Genomic DNA, 14,668 nt, shown 5'->3' on the forward strand with positions numbered 1-14,668 from the left:
CAATGAAAATTTTCTGGTTTATCCCAACACACGGTGACAGTCGTTATTTAGGTACAAGCAAAGGCGCACGTCAGGTCGACCATGCTTATATGAAACAGATTGCCGTAGCGGTAGATAATCTGGGTTATGAAGGCGTACTTATTCCAACCGGTCGCTCATGTGAAGATCCATGGATTACCGCTGCCAGCCTGATTGATGCCACCAAAAATTTAAAATTTCTGGTGGCGCTACGTCCGGGAGTAACAACCCCGGCACTGGCTGCACGTATGGCTGCAACTTTTGACCGTTTATCCAATGGTCGTGTTCTGCTTAATCTGGTCACCGGTGGTGATGAACAGGAGCTAAAAGGTGACGGCGTTTATGAAGATCATGCGACGCGCTATAAAACTGCCGCTGAATACACCACCATCTGGCGTGAAATTTTAAAACGTTCACATAGCGGTGAAAGCTTTAGTTTCAATGGTGAACGTTTACAAGTGGAAGATGCCAAATTGCTTTATCCACCGGTGCAAAAACCATATCCACCCCTTTGGTTCGGCGGTTCTTCAGATGCCGCAGTCGATTTGGCCACTGACCAAGTCGATACTTATCTAACTTGGGGTGAGCCACCTGCAGCAGTAAAAGAAAAAATTGAAAATGTCAAAGCCAAAGCTGCAGCTAAAGGTCGTAGCCTAAATTACGGTATCCGTTTACACGTGATTGTCCGTGAAACCAATGAACAGGCATGGGCTGCTGCGGAAGAACTGATTCAATATGTGGATGATGCAACCATTGCTGCTGCACAACAAAAATTTAAACAAATGGATTCAGTGGGTCAACGTCGCATGGCAGAACTGCATAACGGTGACCGCAGCAAACTTGAGGTGTCTCCGAATCTTTGGGCCGGTGTAGGTCTGGTTCGTGGCGGTGCAGGTACAGCACTGGTAGGCGATGCTGAAACTGTAGCTGCACGTATTCAGGAATATGCAGATTTGGGTATTGATACCTTTATTTTCTCGGGCTATCCACATCTGGAAGAATCCATTCGTTTTGCTGAACTGGTGTTCCCATTACTGCCATTAGAAACCCGTCAAAAATTGGCTCAGCCGAACCTGACCGGCCCTTTTGGTGAAATCGTGGCAAATAACTATGTACCAGATGAGGCGAAACAAGAAGTGAAAACTCAGGAGCCGGCTTAATGAGTAAAAGCATTTCTGCCGAAGCCCTGGCTAAAACCAAGGTTTCACGTGGAACACAATTTGGGCAGCACTTGCTGCCTTGGCTGGTTCCCATTGCCCTGATCCTGATTTGGCAAATTGCATCTGGTACCGGACTTTTGGAAAGCCGTATTTTGCCTGCACCGACGGCGGTCATAACTGCATTCTGGCATCTGTCCATCTCGGGTGAACTTTGGCAACACGTGAAAGTAAGTGCCGGACGTGCCCTGCTCGGTTTATTGGTGGGCGGCGGTTTAGGATTACTGCTTGGTCTACTGAATGGTTCTTCTAAACTGGCATCGACCCTGCTCGATACCACCTTGCAAATGATCCGTAATATTCCAGCTTTGGCTTTAATTCCTTTGGTGATTCTATGGTTCGGAATTGATGAGTCAGCCAAGCTTTTTTTAGTCGCTGTCGGTGTGTTCTTCCCGATTTATATCAACACCTATCATGGCATTCGCTCGGTTGACCCGCAACTGATCGAGATGGGTAAAAGCTATGGCCTAACCCGCTGGCAGTTATACAGAGAAATTATTTTACCGGGTGCAATGCCTTCCATTCTTGTCGGTTTGCGCTTTGCATTGGGGCTGGTTTGGGTACTGCTGATTGTGGCAGAAACCATTTCTGCACAAGCAGGTATTGGCTACATGACCATGAATGCACGTGAATTCTTACAAACCGATGTAGTGTTGGTTGGGATTTTGCTCTACGCCCTGCTTGGAAAATTGGCCGATGTACTGGCAGTAGGCTTAGAACAATACTTACTGCGCTGGCATGCGGGATATCAAAAATAAGGAATACCTCATGACTGATTTAAGTATAGGGCGACATGTAGCAGAAGATAAGACCGTACCAGTACAGCCTGCAACTACAGATATCCATCCAACCGCTGTGGTCGGTGCAGAAATTCTGATTGAGCAACTGCATAAATTCTATGGTGATGTCACGGTTCTAGAAGATTTAGACCTGCATATTAAACCCGGTGAATTTCTTGCCATTGTGGGGCGTAGCGGATGTGGCAAAAGTACCCTGCTTCGTTTAATAGCGGATTTAGAACAACCCAGCTATGGGGAAATCAAGTTTAAATCGGCACGACATATTCGCGAAGGCATTAGCAGTGATGACATTCGTGTCATGTTCCAGGACCCGCGACTTTTGCCATGGCGTAGCATTGAACAAAATGTCCAGTTGGGTTTAGCCAAAGCCCATCAAGACAATGCCTCTGCCCTGTTAGAAAAAGTCGGACTGAAAGAAAAAGCGGGATTGTGGCCTTCACAACTTTCGGGAGGACAGCGTCAGCGTACCGCACTTGCACGTGCATTGTCACATAAGCCTCGCATTTTGCTCTTAGATGAACCACTGGGGGCACTGGATGCTTTAACCCGTTTAGACATGCAGAGCCTGATTGAGAAACTCTGGCGCGAGCAAGGCTTTACTGCCATTTTAGTGACCCATGATGTCAGCGAAGCAGTACAACTGGCTGATCGAATTATTTTGCTCGATAAAGGACATATTGCTAAACAGTTTAAAGTAGATTTACCACGACCACGTAAAAAAGATTACCTGTTTAACGAGTTAGAGCAACAAGTTCTCAATGCTGTATTAGCAACCTGATATTTTACATTTGAAATGAGCACCTCATGATGATTAGCTCTGGGCTCATTTCAAAATAATGTGGTGTAAACCTTATTTTATTCTTTAATTATTTTAATCATTCATTTATGAGTTAAGTCTTTAACTGAATCATTGAAAAATTCAATCTTATTGAATTATTTAACAATCTCTATTGAGCTATTTTCTGCACTCTTTTACCGCATCTTTTTACCTGGGTCGAAAACTTGGCAATTTGATAGCTGCTCTAAAAAATAAATCGTCAATATTCATAAAATTAAAACTTTTGCCTGTGCACAAATCTGATGATTTGTCGTACAATTTAAGGTTCCACTTTTAATTGTTTTTTAAATGGCCAATGGAACAAAAAAAGAGTACACAGAAACGTCATCAACTGCTGAATGCAGCACTGGATGTATTTTCCCTTTACGGTTTTAATGGGGCAAGCTTAGACGAGATTGCTCAGATTGCTGAAATGCACAAATCCAATATTTTCTATTATTATGAAAATAAGGAGGCCTTGTACGTTGAAGTCCTCACCACGGTATTGCAAAAGTGGCTCGCTCCCCTACAAATGGTAGAAACAGACCTTGAGCCTGAAGAAGCGATCACCAATTATTTATTGCAAAAAATTGAGGTCTCTCGTACCCAGCCGAAAGCATCGCGACTGTTTGCTTTGGAAGTGATTCAAGGTGCACCGCATATCTTGCCAATTTTAAAAGGTCCGTTAAAGAAACTGGTGAAGCGTAAAGCCAAAGTCATTACCATGTGGCAAGAGCAAGGTAAAATTTCCAAGGACATTGATCCTGAGCTTTTAATTCTGAATATTTGGGCGGTGACCCAAAACTATGCAGATTTTGCGACTCAAATGGAAATGGTCACAGGCAAGACCTTGCGTAACCGTAGTATGCAGCAGCGGATCATCCAACATACTGTCCATATGATTTTATATGGCGTGATTCCTCGTCCATAATTCTTGAATTATCGTCTACGATAATTTTGGCATACGACCATAGACCACTATGGTCGCCGAATTTCCAAACCCACTCTACTTATTTGACCATTTGGTATAATCCTAATAACTTTTGCGCGCCCAATAATAAATTTTCTTCCCAATCCAGATGCGCGGTGTCATTGGCACCATCGCTAATATATTTCACTGAAATTAATCGCACACCCAGCTTCTTGCAGACTTTCGCCAGTGCATAGCCTTCCATATCTACCAGATTGCATGACACTTTGGGCGTACCTGTTTCAAAGCTGTCGCCTGTTCCACAGATGCCTTTTTCCAGGTGCTGAAAATAACACTCTAAATGAATTTCTGCTGGGTGATCATCATCCATAGGTGTAACGCCGACTGCAAAACCCAGTGGCGATACATCCATATCGCGTTGCACAAAAGTCGTCACTTCAACCAATGCATGGGCATCAAATTGAGAACTTCCTGCTGAGCCCAAGTTAAGTAAGGTTTTACAACCAGTTTTCTGAATCACTTCAAAGGCTTTAAAGGCGGCATTTACTTTACCAATGCCACTGTAATGCACTTGAATCCCCGCTTGTTCAAACAAACCTTTTGATTCATTGGGAAGTGCCATGATTAAAGCCAAGTCAGACATTTACTTTTGCTCATTAAAACTAAATAGACACTATTAGAGATGAAAATAGATTGAGGGGCAAATGGAAAAATGACAACAGTCGAAATCTATCTTTTGACCTCTCTCCCACCCTTTGCTAAAAGGAGAGAAAGTTGTTCTAACTCTTCTCCACATAGGCTTTTAAACACGGAGAGAAAAACAAATTCCCGTGGTAAAAACCTTGAGTGGTTTTACTTGCAACCACTACCCAAAGCAGAATCAAAATGCTTGCCAAACCATAAGCAACATGACAAATAACCGGCAAGGCTAATTGCTGACCCAAGTTTAAAATGGCTAAAGTAAATACACCCAGCGGGAAAGTCAGCCCCCACCAACCTAAATTAAACGGTAAATCCTTACGATGTTTTAAAGTGGTCAGTAAGGCAATACCAAGCCACCACACCCCGAAACCAATCAGAATCAAACTGCCGAAAATACCTGCATAATGGAATATATCCCCCAATGCTTGCATCCCAATACTACTCAATACCTGTGGCGCTTGAGCACCGAGCAGCAACAAAGCCAACGCGCCTGTTCCAATTGGGCCTAAAGCCAACCAACTGCTAATCGCCAACTCTTTTGCAGGTAACTGGTGCAAGGCTAGTCGCAACATCAGAATGGTTAAAATTGCAAAAGCTGGTAATACGGATATACCCCAAAGTAGGTAGCTTCCTAAAAGAATAGCCACGGCATTTTGACCGGCATCGATATGTGCAAGCAGCAGACCGCCTGAACTTGCAGCAACTTCACAAGCCACGATGGGAAGTAACCAGACCGCAGACATGGTTTTAAGCTCATGTTTTTGTTGGCTGTACATCGCAAAGGGGACAACCCATGCAATGATCACAGCCAAAGCAACATCAACATACCAAAGGCTTTGCACAATATGCAGCGCGACATCGCCATAAAGCGTGATGCCAAATTTTAAAAAACCATTTAAAATAGTCGCCAAGCCCATCGGGATGGCACCTAAAAATAAACCCATCATGGGATGTTTGAAAATTTGCTTGGCTTCGATGGGAAATAGCATCCAGCGTAGGCCATATAATGTGCTAAATAACAGAAACAACAGAATATTGATTTGCCAAAGGATTGCGCCCAACGACCACATCAACGATTCAGCAACAGGTAACTCGGCCAGAATAAGTGCGACCACACCTGTCCCCATGGTCACGGTAAACCAGTTTGGGGTAAAATGACGGATCATATCCTGCATTTGTGTCAGTTGTTGGAACGGTTTAAACATGACCGGATGCTCTTCGAGTTGCGATAAAATCATTGTAAGAGTATTTAATAATAAGGAAAATTGATTAATACCTATTTTTAATATCAATTTAATTGATTAATATTTATTCTGAGCTGAAAATAACTTGAGTAAAAACACAACAACAAGACGAATGCTCAAGATTATGGCAATATATAGCTCTGATAATTTTTCATTTATTGATTCGTCCATGAAGCTGCTCCGCCTGAATGCTTTAGCACCAAATTTTCAATTGCCAAAAACTGCCGTTACGATTGGTAATTTTGACGGTGTACATTTGGGTCATCAGGCCATGATTGCACAATTAAAACAACTTGCCGCAGCACAAAATTTAAAAACATTGGTGATGATCTTTGAGCCACAACCGCTTGAATTTTTTAAAGGTTATGAGGCTCCGCCACGTATTTCATCTTTGCGTGAAAAAGTCGAATACTTATCCGAACTGGGTGTCGACTATATCGCGATTGCAAAATTTGATAACTATTTCCGCAGTCTAAGTGCTGAAAGCTTTGCCGATATTCTGAAACACAAACTTAATGCAGAACATCTGGTTCTGGGCGACGATTTCCATTTTGGTAAAAACCGTCAAGGCAATAGTGAATTTTTGCGCGGCTACGGTTTTCAGGTCACCAACTTACACACCATTGCATTGGATGGACACCGCGTCAGCTCGACCCGGATTCGTCATACCTTACAAGCAGGCGATTTAGCGCTGGCTGCACAACTATTAGGACGTCCATATAGCATTACTGGCCGGGTACAATATGGTGATCAAATTGGACGTACCATTAATTTCCCCACCATTAACGTCCGTCTTAACCGGCATAAACCGTGTTTAAACGGGATTTACGGCGTTGAAGTCGTGTGTGAAAGCGGATCTTTAAAAGATAAAGTGAAAGCCGACAATCCTGAAAAATTGGGGATTGCAGGCTATAAATCAACCGCCCTGTTTGGTGCAGGCCATGTGGGGACTCGACCAGCCATCAAACAGGAACATCCAGAATGGCGATTAGAAGTACATTTTCCTGATGTTTCTGCTAATCTGTATGGCCTGTTAATGCGGGTGACATTCTTGAACTATTTACATGGTGAAAAGGACTACCCTTCGCTTGAAGCATTGAAAGCGGGAATTGATGATGATGTTGAGAAACTGCTTGAGTTTCGACAAAACACTCCCAATTTCCCTTTTTAAATCCCATATTTTTTTACTGTAAAACGCGTCAGCCTAAGACTGATTAAATTGGAAGACAACTTGCATGAGCGATAAGCAAACTCCTGAAAATGCAGTGGATTACAAAGCCACGCTAAACCTCCCAGGTACTGAATTTGCAATGAAAGCAAATCTCGCAGTACGTGAAGCAAAATGGTTAGAAGAGTGGTATGCCGACAATATTTATCAGCAGATTCGGGCATCGCGTATTGGCAAGAAAAAATATGTACTTCACGATGGCCCTCCATACGCAAATGGTCAAATCCACTTGGGTCATGCGGTAAACAAAGTACTGAAAGATATCATTATCAAAAGCCGCATTATGGATGGCTTTGATGCACCGTATGTTCCGGGTTGGGACTGTCACGGTTTACCGATTGAACTGAAAGTTGAAGAAAAAGTCGGTAAAGTCGGCGTTAAAGTCGATGCTGCAACCTTCCGTAAACATTGCCGCGAATATGCCTACACTCAAGTCGAATTACAGAAAAAAGACTTTATACGTATGGGTGTGTTTGGTGATTGGGACAATCCTTACCTGACCATGAATTTTGCACAAGAAGCCAATATCGTGCGTTCGCTGGGTGAAATCCAAAAACAAGGTCATATCGAACCGGGTCTTAAACCTGTGAACTGGTGTTTGGACTGTGGTTCATCTTTGGCTGAAGCTGAAGTTGAATACGAAGACAAAAAATCGGATGCCATCGATGTTGGCTTCACGGTTGTTGATTTAGCAGATTTATCGGCTCGTTTGGGTGTAGAAGTTAAAGACTCAACTGACATTGTGATCTGGACCACGACGCCTTGGACCATTCCAGCAAACCAGGCCGTTGCCCTGCATGCGGATATTGAATATCAACTTGTTAAAGCACGTGGTGATGAAAAAGCAGCGCAAAACTTTATCTTGGCTAAAGACTTAGTTGAATCTGCCACTGAACGCTATGGCTTTACCACCGTTGAAGTGATTGCTGATTTTGCCGGCAGCAAACTTGAGAATTTACAATTACAACATCCTTTAATTACTGAACGTCAGGTTCCTGTGATTTTAGGCGAACACGTAATCGCAACCAGCGGTACAGGTGCGGTACATACTGCACCAGGCCATGGTGTAGACGATTATAAAGTTGGCCTACTGTATAACTTGAAAGTCGATAATCCGGTCGGTGGTAACGGTGTGTATTTACCGACTGCACCTGTTTTTGCAGGCGAGCACATCTACAAAGCCAATCCAAAAATTATTGCTGCATTAAGTGAAGCCAACAAGCTTTGGGCACATGTGGTGATTAAACATAGCTATCCACATTGCTGGCGTCATAAAACTCCGATTATCTTCCGCGCGACCCCGCAGTGGTTCATCAGCATGGACGAAAAAGGTTTACGCCAGGGCGCTTTAAACGCGATTGAAAACGACATCAGTTTTGTCCCGGATTGGGGTAAAAACCGTATTCAGTCGATGATTGAAGGCCGTCCGGACTGGTGTATCTCGCGTCAACGGACTTGGGGTGTACCCATCCCATTCTTCGTGCATAAAGACACCAACGAATTGCATCCCCGTACCCCTGAACTGATCGAAGAAGTGGCAAAACTGATTGAACAGGAAGGGATTGATGGATGGTATAACCGTGAAGCGAAAGACTTCATTGGGGCTGATGCTGAACAGTACAATGCAGTACGCGATACGCTAGATGTCTGGTTTGACTCGGGTACAACCCATTATGCGGTACTGCGTGAACGTGAAGAATTGACTGATCCTGCTGATTTATATCTGGAAGGTTCAGATCAGCACCGTGGTTGGTTCCAGTCATCATTGCTCACCTCTATCGCAATTAATAACCGCGCACCTTACAAAGGCTTGTTGACTCACGGTTTCGTGGTCGATGAAAAAGGCCGTAAGATGTCGAAATCCATTGGTAACGTAATTACACCGCAAGACATCATTAAAGATATGGGTGCAGACGGTTTACGTTTCTGGATCGCATCTGCAGATTACCGTTATGAAATGACTGCAGGTAAAGAGATCTTTAGTCGTGCTTCTGATGGTTACCGTCGTATCCGTAATACATTGCGTTTCTTGTTGGCAAACCTGAATGGTTTCCAGCCAGCTACAGATGCATTGCCAGTCGATCAGTTGATTGCAATTGATCAATACATCCTGCAACGTGCAGCGGACGTACAAAAAACCATTCAGCAAGCTTATGAAGATATGAACTTCCATATTGTGGCAAGTTCGTTGACCAACTTCTGTATTAATGACCTGGGTGGTTTCTACCTCGACATTATCAAAGACCGTCAGTACACCACCAAAGCGGACTCGCAAGCACGTCATTCTGCACAAACTGCGCTGTATCATTTGGTACAAGCTTTTGTGCGCTGGATGGCCCCAATCTTGACCTTTACCGCGCAAGAAGCTTGGCCTTTAATTCCAGGTCAAACCGAGAAATACGTGTTTACCACTGAATGGTATGACATTCCGGTTGCCTCGAAAGCGAACTTGGTTTCAGAAGCCGACTGGCAAACCATGATTGCGGTTAAATCTGCGGTGAACAAGCAAATCGAAGCTGCACGTAATGCCAAACTGATTGGTTCAAACTTGTCTGCCAAAGTTGAACTTTGGGCAAATGCTGAATTGAAAGCCGTGCTGGATCAGTTAGATGATGAACTTCGTTTTGTGTTAATCACATCGACTGTCATTGTAAATGCATTTGATCAAGCACAGGGTGAAGCCACAGATCTTGAAGGCTTACGCGTGAAAGTATCGGCGGCAGAGGGCGAAAAATGTGCCCGTTGCTGGCATGTACTGCCAGATGTGAATACACATCACGAACATCCAGGTCTTTGTTCTCGTTGTATTATTAACCTTCCTACAGGTCAAGGCGAAGAGAGAAAATATGCCTAATCCGCAAGCTAAAAAGGGCTTATTCCAATTCTACCCACACAATCTGGTGTGGCTAGGTTTATCCATTGTCGCGATTATTCTCGACCAGTGGACCAAATGGATTGCAACGACACATCTGAATTATGCAGATCCTGTGCCGGTAATGCCCTTTTTAAACTGGACATTGCTGCATAACTATGGCGCAGCCTTTAGTTTCCTGTCCGATGCCGGTGGATGGCAACGTTATTTCTTTACTTCACTGGCAGGTTTGGTGTCTGTAATTTTTGTATTTTGGCTGATGCGTATGCCGAAAAAAATGGTGATTTTACCTATAGCGATTGCCCTGATTCTGGGTGGTGCAATTGGTAACTTGATTGACCGCGTTTCTTTAGGTTATGTGGTCGATTTCATTCACGTTTACTACAACAACAGCCACTTCCCTGCTTTTAATATTGCAGACAGTGCCATTACCCTAGGTACTATTTTGCTGCTGATCGATACTTTTTTCCTAGAAAAGCAACGTATTCAACGTGCGGAAGCGCAACACAATGACTGAAATTATTAATCCAAATGAAGAAACCCGTATTAATGAAGGCTCGAAAGTAGAGCTGCATTTTTCGGTCGCCATTGAAAATGGTGTAGAAATTGATAACACCCGTAGCCGTGAAGAACCGGTCAGTCTGGTGATGGGCGATGGCAGCTTGCTACCAGGTTTTGAGAAAGCCCTGTTTGGTTTACGTGCCGGTGATCGTCGTACCGTGAGTCTTCCTCCTGAAGATGCTTTCGGTCCCTGGAACGCTGAAAACGTACAAAAATTTGATACGGTTAAATTCGAGCAAACACCGATTGTCGGTCATATGATTGAATTTGAAGATAAAGCCAAACAGAGCCTATTCGGTGTGGTGAAATCAGTCGGTGACGATATTACTGAAATTGATTTCAATCACCCGCTTGCAGGCAAGGACATTACCTTTGAAGTGGAAATCTTTAAAGTGACGCCTGCCGGTCAGCAAGGTATTAAGCTGATGTAAAAGATCATCTAACTGATGATTTTTAAAAGCTCCTTCGGGGGCTTTTTTAAGTTCTGGAGATACAAATTCCTCATATTCCGCCGCTCACATTCATATTAATTTAGATCCTAACTTTATAAAAAAACACAGGTTCAAGATGAACATTCAAATTATTGTCGGTAGTGTTCGTGAAGGTCGTATTGCAATTAAAGTCGCGCACTGGGTACAACGAAGCATCGAGAGAGCTAATTACAGTACCGTTCAGGTTGAACTAATCGATTTAAAAGAATGGAACCTGCCTATTTTTGCAGGTAGCCACCCTCCTCTAACCGGTATTTATGATCAGCCCAAACAACAACAATGGGCAGACAAAATTGCTTCAGGTGATGCGGTTATTTTGATTAGCCCTGAATATAACCATGGTTATAGTCCGGCACTTAAAAATGCTTTGGATTACCTAGGCAAAGAATGGCAAGGTAAACCGGCAGCCTATATTGGTTATGGAGCAACCAATGGCTCACGCTCGATTGATCAAATTCGTCAAGTTGGCACCCAGCTTGGCTTAGTTGATAGCAATGCAGTGATTGAAATTCGGGACATTTTTTCGCGCAATAAAACTGAACAGTTTGAACCGAATGAATTTGATAACAAAAATCTCAGATCTGTTTTGGATAAACTGATTCAATATGTGAGTGCCTGATATTTCTTTATCACTGGTGTAGGTTTTAGCTTACAACAGTTGTCAAATATCTCTACTTTTCACATATTAATTTAAGCTCTATATTTAACTCATACAGAGACAGGAAGTCTCTAAAGCATAAAACAATAATGATAGGCAATAACTAGCATGATGCTGATGGGTAGGACAGGAGTTATACCTTTAAAATGAATCTAAAAAAGCCTCGACAGGATGTCGGGGCTTTTTTTAAAACTTATTTTATTCTTATAGCCATGGGTCTGGTGCTTTAAAGTGAGCTACCCACTGGTCGAAAAGCTTAATTAAACGACCAAAACTTACATCATGCTGAAATATCAAACTTTATAATCCCATTCAGCAAAAATAATCATTCATAATATTTTTATGAGTGATTAGAATGAAGTTAAAGATTATTCTGCACATCATAAGCAAAACAATAAAAATACTTGAGAGAGAAACTATGCAATTAGAACATCATTTCCTGAATGATTACGCCAAAGTATTCATGGCTCACCCCGACCACAATGCCTGTCATAATTTAGCGCAATATATTGAGAACAATCTTGAACAGCTGATGCAACAAATTCACCAGCATGGCATCTTGATTTTTCGGGGGTTTAACATCCAGCAAACCGATGAGTTTCATCAACTGATTGAACAAAAGTTCAAGTTACAGCCGTGGAATTCCTTTAATCCCAATATGCCCGGTTGGGTTGCATCATGGATGCGTAAATACAGTGAAAGTATTTTAGGTGCGGGCGATTATCGGCGCTATATTGACCGTAACACCGTGCAATTGGGGCCCGTGGAGAACTCGGTACAAGGTCCGCATGTAGAAGGTGGTGTTCGTTCTGAACGCTCACGCTATATCGCTTTATTTTGTCAGGAACCCTCAACTTATTTGGCTGAAACCGGCTTTAATAATATGGAGAAAATTTGGGAAAATTTTCCTAAATCGGTTAAGCAAAAATATCAGGGGACTTGGAATCATTTTTCGTATGTCTCATCACGTAAAATTAATTTCATGGATCGGATTTTACTGAAAAAGAGTCCTTTTAGCGTAAGTATACTGCCTGACCAAAAAGCCAAACTAACCTTGCAACGGGCACCTCTGGTGATTAAGCATCCTGTTACCCAAAAGCTTGCGCTACAACCTTGGGCTTTTGCCAATAATACCAATCCATTCGCCTATCAAGCTGCACAAAATTGTTTTGAAAATCGTGGTGATATTGAAATTGATTCCACTGCTGATGGGATGCAGCTGACTTGGGAAATTTTCAATCAGCAGGGTGATAAAATTGAATGGACGGATCAAGAGAAACAGGCTTTTTTTGATGCGATGTATCGTGATGCCCTGTTGCTACAATGGCAGAAAGGTGATGTTGCCATTGTCGATAATATTAAAATCGCCCATTGGCGCATGAATGGCGAACAGGGCAATCGTAAACTTATTCAAATTCAGGCCAATGTATTTAATGCTGATGATCACTATGCCGCTTAATTCAATCAGATAATTTATGCAGATACCTTTAAAAGCCCGACATTTCAATAAGGGCTTTTAAATTAAAGGATGAAATTACTTTGCAGTCATTTTGATTAATCTGGCATTTTTACCATCTTCAAGCACCCAAATTGAACCGTCCTCAAATTCCAGCAAGCCACGGATACGTTGTTTCATATTTAAGCGCTGCACTTCCTTCACGGGTTTGATTTCGGTATCAACCACCATAATCGCTTTGGATGACAAGCCACCAATTAGCGCCTTATTTTTCCATGCAGGAAATTGATTGCCTTGATAAAATATCAGGCTAGATGGAGAAATTACCGGAGTCCAGCTGATTTCCGGGGCCTTAAATTCAGGTCGGGTATTGTGGTCAGGGATATCTTTACCATCATAATGATTTCCATTGGAAACAATCGGATAGCCGTAATTTTCACCTTTTATGATGAGATTGAGCTCATCGCCACCTTTAGGCCCCATTTCAGCCACCCACAACTGACCTTTGTGGTCAAATGCAATCCCTAGAGGATTACGATGACCCAAAGTCCAGACTTGTTTGGCAATCTCGCCTCGGTTCATAAATGGATTACCTGACGCAGGTGTACCATCATCATTTAAACGTAGAATTTTACCTAAATTCGATTGCATATCTTGAGCAGGATCAAACTTCTGACGTTCTCCTGAACTGATCCAGAGCTTGCCATCGGGGCCAAACAATAACCGATGTGCATAATGCCCCTGACCTTGAACTTTAGGCACTTGCTGCCAAATGATTTTTAAATTTTTAAGTTGGGGATGTTGAGCATTGGATAAATCTAGCTCCCCCCGTGCAACCATAGCACCATAACCACCCTGTCCTGCTGCTGCATAGCTGATATAGACCTGATGGTTCTGTACAAATTGAGGATGTAATGCAATATCGCCCAAGCCGCCTTGTCCACCATAAGCTACTTTAGGCATGCCTTTAACTTCTACTTTTCGCTGATTTTGGGGGTCAAATAATTGTAATTCTCCTTTTCGCTCACTAATCAGCAAGCGCCCATCCTTTAAAGAGGTCATGGCCCAAGGCTCATTAAATTGCGCAACTATACTGAGAGCATAGCCTTGCTGTATTTTTGAGAAAGATTGCTGTTTTGGTTGCTCCTGCGGAACGTCATTTTGTGCATGACACGCAGTTAAACCATTAAAAGTTAAACTTAAACATAAAATGGCAGCGGTGTGAATTTGATTCATACTTTATTCTTCTTAAATGAACATCCCACCAATTTAGCATTACAAGACAAATCACTGTATATAAAAAATCAAAATTAACTAAAATGACGGGTTTTGAACGGCTGATTGTGGGGCTTAATGTCAGCTCTTCACCTTGAATTTGCAGCCTTTTTTTAGCATATAAAAATGGCGACCTAAAAAAACCCCCTCAATCTTAAGATTAAGGGGGTTTTCAGGAATAATGAGCTGGCGATGACTTACTCTCACATGGGTAACCCCACACTACCATCAGCGCAAAGAGGTTTCACTTCTGAGTTCGGGAAGGGATCAGGTGGTTCACTCTTGCTATTGTCGCCAGCACAACTGTTTATGGATACTTGCCTCGGTCTTAGCTGCACTTTTCAGTGTTTGCCTAGGCTTTTTCCAAATCTTGACAGATTGGRSWKTTTGAGTTGAAT

At 42.7% G+C, this 14,668-nt stretch carries 13 protein-coding genes and 1 rRNA gene; 10 read left to right on the top strand and 4 right to left on the bottom strand.

What is annotated here, in order from left to right; all coding sequences use genetic code 11:
* Window positions 1–2 precede the first annotated feature (2 nt).
* The 4 genes from ssuD to E0H80_RS12395 all read left to right on the top strand — a co-directional run bounded on the left by ssuD (window position 3) and on the right by E0H80_RS12395 (window position 3,783).
* Window positions 3–1,178, top strand: a complete 1,176-nt coding sequence (ssuD, locus tag E0H80_RS12380) for an FMNH2-dependent alkanesulfonate monooxygenase (RefSeq protein ID WP_131366262.1) — start codon at window positions 3–5, stop codon at window positions 1,176–1,178.
* Entirely contained in the window at window positions 1,178–1,993 is an 816-nt protein-coding gene (gene ssuC / locus E0H80_RS12385; protein ID WP_131366264.1) for an aliphatic sulfonate ABC transporter permease SsuC, read from the top strand. The genes ssuD and ssuC overlap by 1 nt, the downstream gene beginning before the upstream one ends.
* A 10-nt stretch (window positions 1,994–2,003) precedes the next feature.
* On the top strand, window positions 2,004–2,813 hold the full coding sequence (locus tag E0H80_RS12390; RefSeq protein WP_131366266.1) for an ABC transporter ATP-binding protein: 810 nt from the start codon (window positions 2,004–2,006) through the stop codon (window positions 2,811–2,813).
* A 355-nt stretch (window positions 2,814–3,168) separates the two neighbouring features.
* On the top strand, window positions 3,169–3,783 hold the full coding sequence (locus E0H80_RS12395; RefSeq protein ID WP_067869062.1) for a TetR/AcrR family transcriptional regulator: 615 nt from the start codon (window positions 3,169–3,171) through the stop codon (window positions 3,781–3,783).
* 79 nt (window positions 3,784–3,862) lie between these two features.
* On the opposite strand, the gene E0H80_RS12400 is transcribed toward E0H80_RS12395, so the two are convergent.
* Together E0H80_RS12400 and E0H80_RS12405 are read right to left on the bottom strand one after the other, a co-directional pair.
* A complete protein-coding gene (locus E0H80_RS12400; protein ID WP_131366268.1) occupies window positions 3,863–4,426 on the bottom strand; it encodes a 5'-nucleosidase in 564 nt (187 codons plus the stop codon).
* 136 nt (window positions 4,427–4,562) lie between these two features.
* Window positions 4,563–5,690, bottom strand: a complete 1,128-nt coding sequence (locus tag E0H80_RS12405; protein WP_131366291.1) for a TDT family transporter — start codon at window positions 5,688–5,690, stop codon at window positions 4,563–4,565.
* 208 nt (window positions 5,691–5,898) lie between these two features.
* Between E0H80_RS12405 and ribF the strand changes: the two genes are divergently transcribed.
* The 6 genes from ribF (at window position 5,899) to E0H80_RS12435 (ending at window position 12,998) form a co-directional block, all read left to right on the top strand.
* A complete protein-coding gene (gene ribF / locus E0H80_RS12410; protein WP_131366270.1) occupies window positions 5,899–6,900 on the top strand; it encodes a riboflavin biosynthesis protein RibF in 1,002 nt (333 codons plus the stop codon).
* 64 nt (window positions 6,901–6,964) lie between these two features.
* A complete protein-coding gene (ileS, locus tag E0H80_RS12415) occupies window positions 6,965–9,811 on the top strand; it encodes an isoleucine--tRNA ligase (RefSeq protein ID WP_131366271.1) in 2,847 nt (948 codons plus the stop codon).
* Entirely contained in the window at window positions 9,804–10,346 is a 543-nt protein-coding gene (lspA, locus tag E0H80_RS12420) for a signal peptidase II (protein WP_131366273.1), read from the top strand. The genes ileS and lspA overlap by 8 nt, the downstream gene beginning before the upstream one ends.
* Window positions 10,339–10,821, top strand: coding sequence for an FKBP-type peptidyl-prolyl cis-trans isomerase (locus E0H80_RS12425; RefSeq protein WP_131366275.1), 483 nt, complete (start codon window positions 10,339–10,341; stop codon window positions 10,819–10,821). Before lspA ends, E0H80_RS12425 begins: the two co-directional genes overlap by 8 nt.
* 136 nt (window positions 10,822–10,957) lie before the next feature.
* Window positions 10,958–11,500: an NADPH-dependent FMN reductase gene (locus tag E0H80_RS12430; protein ID WP_131366277.1), complete on the top strand. Its 543-nt coding sequence runs from the start codon at window positions 10,958–10,960 to the stop codon at window positions 11,498–11,500.
* A 457-nt stretch (window positions 11,501–11,957) separates the two neighbouring features.
* Window positions 11,958–12,998 (top strand): TauD/TfdA dioxygenase family protein, encoded by a 1,041-nt coding sequence (locus tag E0H80_RS12435; RefSeq protein ID WP_131366279.1) that lies wholly within the window; start codon window positions 11,958–11,960, stop codon window positions 12,996–12,998.
* Window positions 12,999–13,073: 75 nt separating this feature from the next.
* Here E0H80_RS12435 and E0H80_RS12440 read toward each other — a convergent pair whose 3' ends face one another.
* Both E0H80_RS12440 and rrf read right to left on the bottom strand, forming a co-directional pair.
* Window positions 13,074–14,231, bottom strand: coding sequence for a PQQ-dependent sugar dehydrogenase (locus E0H80_RS12440; protein ID WP_131366281.1), 1,158 nt, complete (start codon window positions 14,229–14,231; stop codon window positions 13,074–13,076).
* Window positions 14,232–14,454: 223 nt separating this feature from the next.
* Window positions 14,455–14,569: ribosomal RNA gene (gene rrf / locus E0H80_RS12445) — 5S ribosomal RNA — on the bottom strand.
* Window positions 14,570–14,668 lie beyond the last annotated feature (99 nt).

The organism is Acinetobacter sp. ANC 4779 (assembly GCF_004331055.1).
In the GTDB taxonomy this organism is placed as follows: Bacteria; Pseudomonadota; Gammaproteobacteria; order Pseudomonadales; family Moraxellaceae; genus Acinetobacter.

Coding starts and splice junctions, on each gene's coding strand:
- ssuD (WP_131366262.1), top strand. CDS start 3: ATGAAAATTTTCTGGTTTATCCCAACACACGGTGACAGTCGTTATTTA.
- ssuC (WP_131366264.1), top strand. CDS start 1,178: ATGAGTAAAAGCATTTCTGCCGAAGCCCTGGCTAAAACCAAGGTTTCA.
- E0H80_RS12390 (WP_131366266.1), top strand. CDS start 2,004: ATGACTGATTTAAGTATAGGGCGACATGTAGCAGAAGATAAGACCGTA.
- E0H80_RS12395 (WP_067869062.1), top strand. CDS start 3,169: ATGGAACAAAAAAAGAGTACACAGAAACGTCATCAACTGCTGAATGCA.
- E0H80_RS12400 (WP_131366268.1), bottom strand. CDS start 4,426: ATGTCTGACTTGGCTTTAATCATGGCACTTCCCAATGAATCAAAAGGT.
- E0H80_RS12405 (WP_131366291.1), bottom strand. CDS start 5,690: ATGTTTAAACCGTTCCAACAACTGACACAAATGCAGGATATGATCCGT.
- ribF (WP_131366270.1), top strand. CDS start 5,899: ATGAAGCTGCTCCGCCTGAATGCTTTAGCACCAAATTTTCAATTGCCA.
- ileS (WP_131366271.1), top strand. CDS start 6,965: ATGAGCGATAAGCAAACTCCTGAAAATGCAGTGGATTACAAAGCCACG.
- lspA (WP_131366273.1), top strand. CDS start 9,804: ATGCCTAATCCGCAAGCTAAAAAGGGCTTATTCCAATTCTACCCACAC.
- E0H80_RS12425 (WP_131366275.1), top strand. CDS start 10,339: ATGACTGAAATTATTAATCCAAATGAAGAAACCCGTATTAATGAAGGC.
- E0H80_RS12430 (WP_131366277.1), top strand. CDS start 10,958: ATGAACATTCAAATTATTGTCGGTAGTGTTCGTGAAGGTCGTATTGCA.
- E0H80_RS12435 (WP_131366279.1), top strand. CDS start 11,958: ATGCAATTAGAACATCATTTCCTGAATGATTACGCCAAAGTATTCATG.
- E0H80_RS12440 (WP_131366281.1), bottom strand. CDS start 14,231: ATGAATCAAATTCACACCGCTGCCATTTTATGTTTAAGTTTAACTTTT.